The 4,948-nt window shown below is 71.9% G+C and carries 4 protein-coding genes; all 4 read right to left on the bottom strand.

Annotated features, from left to right (window positions below; genetic code table 11):
• Nucleotides 1-554 precede the first annotated feature (554 nt).
• The 4 genes from ACFYPN_RS26865 to ACFYPN_RS26850 all read right to left on the bottom strand — a co-directional run bounded on the left by ACFYPN_RS26865 (nt 555) and on the right by ACFYPN_RS26850 (nt 4,831).
• Nucleotides 555-773: an MbtH family protein gene (locus tag ACFYPN_RS26865; protein ID WP_358760272.1), complete on the bottom strand. Its 219-nt coding sequence runs from the start codon at nt 771-773 to the stop codon at nt 555-557.
• Between the two features lie 719 nt (nt 774-1,492).
• Nucleotides 1,493-1,888, bottom strand: a complete 396-nt coding sequence (locus ACFYPN_RS26860; RefSeq protein WP_358760158.1) for a GNAT family N-acetyltransferase — start codon at nt 1,886-1,888, stop codon at nt 1,493-1,495.
• Between the two features lie 1,503 nt (nt 1,889-3,391).
• Complete coding sequence (locus ACFYPN_RS26855) at nt 3,392-4,114, bottom strand: alpha/beta hydrolase (protein WP_358760161.1); 723 nt, start codon at nt 4,112-4,114, stop codon at nt 3,392-3,394.
• A 138-nt stretch (nt 4,115-4,252) separates the two neighbouring features.
• Nucleotides 4,253-4,831, bottom strand: coding sequence for a DNA starvation/stationary phase protection protein (locus ACFYPN_RS26850; RefSeq protein ID WP_358760163.1), 579 nt, complete (start codon nt 4,829-4,831; stop codon nt 4,253-4,255).
• Nucleotides 4,832-4,948 lie beyond the last annotated feature (117 nt).

Raw genomic sequence — 4,948 nt, 5'->3', positions numbered from 1 at the left:
GCCTGGTCGACACCTTCGGGGAGAGATTACGGGGACGACGGAGGGGGCGGAGGCAGAAATCCGCCGCGCCGGTGCGCACATCGCCGGCAAAGGGTCGCGGAAGCGGAGAGAGGGACGGGCGCACCGCATGGCGGAAACATGGGGGCTCACGCCGGGCGCATTCACCCGGCGCAGAGCCGCCACCCCCGTCCGAAGGGGCCACGGGGTGCCTCGTCGACGGTCTCCGCACGGCTCGTGCATTCCGCCCGGCGCAGCAGGAACACTTCCGCCGAACAAGGATCGGAGGCCAGTCGCACCCCGGTCGATTCCACTCCGGCCAGACCCGGTGGCGCCCAGGCCCGGTAGGGGCAGGACGCGCGAGGGCCTGAAAGATGAGAAGCGATCAGGACGCGTACCGGATCGCGCCCACGAGCGCAGGCGTCCGAGAGGGCGGAGCGCCCCCGTGTGCCTTGCGGTCGGCGTCACGGCTCGCGGAGAATCGACCTGCTGGTTCTGAGACGCGGCGGCGCAGGGTCAGAGCGTCGGGCGCCCGCATGTCGTTCTCCTGCAAGCCCTTACTCGGCCGCGGCCTCCATGGCTCGCACCAGGCCGGCAGGCCGCATGTCGGTCCAGGCGGCCTCGATCGCTTCCAGGCACTCCTGACGCGACCCCTCCGGACCGACGGCGCGCCAGCCTCCCGGGATCTCGATGTGCGCGGGCCACAGCGAGTACTGCCCCTCGTCGTTGACCAGCGCCACGAACCGTCCCGACTCGTCGTCGAAAGGATTGGTCACGGCCGTCCCCCACTTGTTCTCGCTCTTTCTGCGACATTTCATCAGCCATTCCCGAGCACACCACGCCGGGGCATTCCCCGCCGTGACTTCGCCGGCCCGACCCTTCCACCCGAGGCGTCGGCCATACCGAGAGCGCCAGCACATCGCACGCTCTTTCGATCGACCTGAGCGACCGGATCGGGGTCACCCGACTTCACCCGTTCACGCCAATCACATTAGAGGACGTACGGCCGACCATGTCTCGATTCAATCCATTGCCCGCACACCTCTTACCCAGGGGGGCGACCCACCTCGCCCAGGACATATGCCAAGTGATCACTCGTGAACCTGTTCAGTCATCAACTATCCCGCTTGGGCGGATATCACTGAATTTGATCCCGGGGATTTCTGAAAAGCGCCCGCGCGCGCCCGCAGACACCTGAGCACCGAGTGATGCAAACGCGCTCCCGTGCGCCGGGCACGCGCCCCGTCCGCCGCGCCGTCACCCGTGCCCCTCACCCTTGCGTGGCGTGCCCTGCCCACGTCCCGCGCCCCGTACGCCGCATTCGCGTCCGCGCGCCCCGTTCTGCGCGCCCCGTTCCGCGCGCCCCGTTCCGCGCGCCCTGTTCTGCGCGCCCTGTTCTGCGCGTCACGCTCCGCGCATCACGATCCTGGCGACGCGATCCCGCGAAGCGGCTCTTGCGCCGGGTGGAGCGCGACCGGGCGCGCCCCGCCCGGCGTCAGAGGGCGATCAGCCCCGCCGGTGTCGTCCGGAAACCGCAGATGTCGGCGTAGAACGTCCGCAGATGCTCCTCGAAGTCGACGTGCAGCCAGGCGCACCCTGCGGCGCGGGCCTCTTCGACCGCCACAGCGACGAGAGCCGCACCGACCCCGCGCGACCGGCGGTGCCCCGCCACCACCGTGTCGAGGAGGAAAGCGTGGAGCCCGCCGTCCCAGAGCACGTTGACGAAGCCGATGAGGGAGCCGTCCTCCCAGGCGCAGACCCAGCCCAGGCTGTGGCGTTCCAGTCGCGCCCGCCAGTCGGTCCCGGAGGCCGGAGCGCCGAATCCCTCGGCGTGCAGCGCGTCGAGGGTCGCGTTGTCGAAGTCGCCCCGCCACTCGTACGTAGTCGTCACACCAGGAGCGTAGGGGCGTCGGGCGACGGGGCGGGAACGGAGTGCAGGGCGCCGGGGGAGGCGGCCGAGCAGCTCGGCGGGACGAGCTGCCTCCGAGGCCGCGCCGGTCTCCGCACCGGACAGCCCTCCGCGCCGCCGGAGACCTTCTGAGGGGATGGAGCGGCTCTCCGAGCTGCGGCGGGAAGCCGCCGAGGGGCGTGCCGGCTGGGCCGTCGTCTCCGGTGGGCCCGGCACGGGCAAGACCCGCCTGCCGTGGAAGTGGTCCGGCATGCCTCGCGTCCGGCTTCCGCGTGGGGTGGACCCGGTGCACCGGGAACGCCGGGGCTCCGGTGCCCCTCGGTGGACGGGGAACGGTCCGGCGGAGCGGCCGGCGCGGGATCTCCGTGACCGGGCGGCGGCAACGAGGTCGTCACCGGGCGCGGTGGTGCCGGTCCTGTACGTGGTGCCGGTCCTGTACGTGGCGGAGGATCTCCACCGTGCGGACGACGGCCTGAGCGGGCTGCTCACCGGCTGTGCGCGCGTGGTGCGGGGAGCTCCGTTCGCCGTCGTGGCGGGAACCCCTTCCTGCTCACGGAGTCGCTGAAACTCCCCGAGCACCTCCGGACGGGTGCGCACGCCAGGACGCCTCCGGCCGTGCGGAGCGTGACGCGGGTCCGGCCGGCCGGGCTGACGCCTGCCACGCGCGTCGGATCGTCCACATCATGGCGGCCTTCGGGGACCGCCGGACATGGCTCTTGTCGCCCGGTCGGCCGCCATGCCGGTCCGTGACGTACTGAGGTCGGCGGACGGGAGCGTCACCGCCGGGCAGCCGGCCTGGGGGACGACCCCGACGCCCCGTATCCGGGCGGCGGTTACCGTTTCCCGGCCGGGCTGCTGAGGCGGGCGGTCCTGGCGGAGCTCGCGCCGTCCCGCAGGGAGCTCCTGGGCGCGGCCCGCCCGGTCGCACACAGCGCCCCCTGCCCGCGGGCGAAGTCCACCTCGCGGCACCGGGTGGACGGCCCGGCGTGGCCCACCCCGGAGTTGCCGGTGCTCCCGCCGAGTGCCCCGAACGCCGGGGACGGCCACGCCCAAGCGCAGTGCTACGCCGCTGTCACCTGCCGGTTCGCCGCAGGTGGACGGAGGTCCCCCGCCCGGCGACGGGAGGTCCCCGCCCGGCGACAGCCGGAACCGGCACACCGGCACCCCCGAAACCCCTCGTCCGGGGCCTGCGGGCGGTCTGCGGGAATGAGCCCGGCCGGGCTCGCACAACGCTCCGGCGGATGACCAACTCTCCGCCGGATCAACGAAGTCCGACCGATCACGGCTGTCCGGCGGACCACGCCAGGACGGTGGCGCCGCCCAGAAGCGCACACCCGGCCCCGGGCCCCGAACCGCCGGACCCCGCCCGCCTGTCGGTACTCAATCCGTCGGCGGGCCAGTCACTCGACCGGCCAGTCCCTCAGCAGGCCGTCCCCTCGACAGGCCACCGCTCAGCCGGCCGGTCCGCTCAACAGGCCGGTCCGCTCAGCCGGTCGAGCGGACGGCACGCAGGATCAGATCCGTCACAGGTTCCGGGTCGCTCACCGAGGCCGCGTGCGGCGCACGGACGCTGACCGTGTGGGAGCCTGCCCGCTCGGCCATCCACTCCTCGGCGGCCGGCGGGATGTTGCGGTCCTCGGTGGCGACGAGGTACCAGCTGGGGATCTCCTTCCAGGCGGCCGCGGTGGCCTTGCCCTGGAGGGCGGCGAGGGCGATCGGACGCTGGCCCGCGGCCATCACCCGGGCGGTCTCGGCAGGGACCCCTGCTGCGAACTGCCCCTCGAAGAGCTCCTGCCGGATGACCAGTTCCTCGCCCCGGCCGCCTTCGGGCAGCGGGTAGTACTGGGCGGTGGTCGCCTCGCCCAGGGTGCTGCCGGGGAACTTCCCGGTGAGTTCCAGCGCGCTCTCACCGATGTCCGGCACGAAGGCCGCGATGTAGACGAGGGCCTTGACCTGAGGGAGGCCGGAGGCGGCGATGCTGATGACCGAGCCGCCGTACGAGTGGCCCACCAGCACGACGGGGCCCGAAACGCTCTCCAGCACGCTGCGTATGTAGGCGGCGTCGCTCTCCAGGCCACGCAGCGGCAGCGCCGGCGCCACCACGGGAAGGCCCTCGTGCTGGAGGCGTTGGATCACCTGGTTCCAGCTGGAGGCGTCGGCGAAGGCGCCGTGGATCAGGACGACGGTGGGGCCGGTGGAGGGAGACATGGGGCAACTCCTGGTGAGGCGTGGTGCGGACGGGGGTGACCGACCGGCCGGGGTGGGGCCGGGCGGTCAGGAGGAAGGAGGAACGGTGCGTGGCCGACGGCGGTCCGGTGGTGGGAAATGCCGCTCGCCGGGTCCGCGTCAGGCGCGGACGAGCGGGGTGTCGACGAGGTGCTCGGCCAGGAACCACGCCTGCAGTTCACCGGTCCGGATGACCTGCGAGACCAGCAGGTCGTTCGTGCCGTCGTCGCCGAGCTCGATGGTCCTGGCCGCGGCGTCGTGGGCGTCCACGAGGATCGCCTCGTGCGCCTCCAGCAGCCGGGACAGCATCGCAGGTACCTCTTCGACACCGTCCGGAGGGCGCGGGACGGAGGTGATCTCCGCGACGTGCCGGGGGTCCCCCACGGCGACCCCGCCCAGGGACTGGACGCGTTCGGCGATGGTGTCGACGAGTTCGAGCTGCTCACCCGCGTGCTTGTCCAGCACCAGGTGCAGTTGGTAGAAGGTCGCGCCGCGCATCAGCCAGTGGTGCTTCTTGTAGAGGCCGTAGAGGATCTGCGTATCGGCCAGCACCCTGTTGAGCCGCTGACAGGAGTACATCCGCGCCTCGTAGGTGAGGCCGATCGGGAACTGCTTGACCGTGCCGAACTCCTGGATCACCTCACCCTTCTGGTGCAGCCACGGCTGGCTGCTGCTCGCGGACGACGAAGGGGTGCTCATGGGGTTCCTCCTGCGGTGCCGTGCTGTTCTGTTCGTACTGTTCGTACAAGGGCGACGCTAGGCAACGCGGCAGGCGGCGCGAGTCCCGCAGTGCATGCGGTGATGCCCACCAGTGCA

Source organism: Streptomyces sp. NPDC005576 (assembly GCF_042871745.1).
Taxonomy (GTDB): Bacteria; Actinomycetota; Actinomycetes; order Streptomycetales; family Streptomycetaceae; genus Streptomyces.
This window is presented reverse-complemented; position numbering and strand designations above follow the sequence as displayed.

Coding starts and splice junctions, on each gene's coding strand:
- ACFYPN_RS26855 (WP_358760161.1), bottom strand. CDS start 4,114: ATGTCTCCCTCCACCGGCCCCACCGTCGTCCTGATCCACGGCGCCTTC.
- ACFYPN_RS26850 (WP_358760163.1), bottom strand. CDS start 4,831: ATGAGCACCCCTTCGTCGTCCGCGAGCAGCAGCCAGCCGTGGCTGCAC.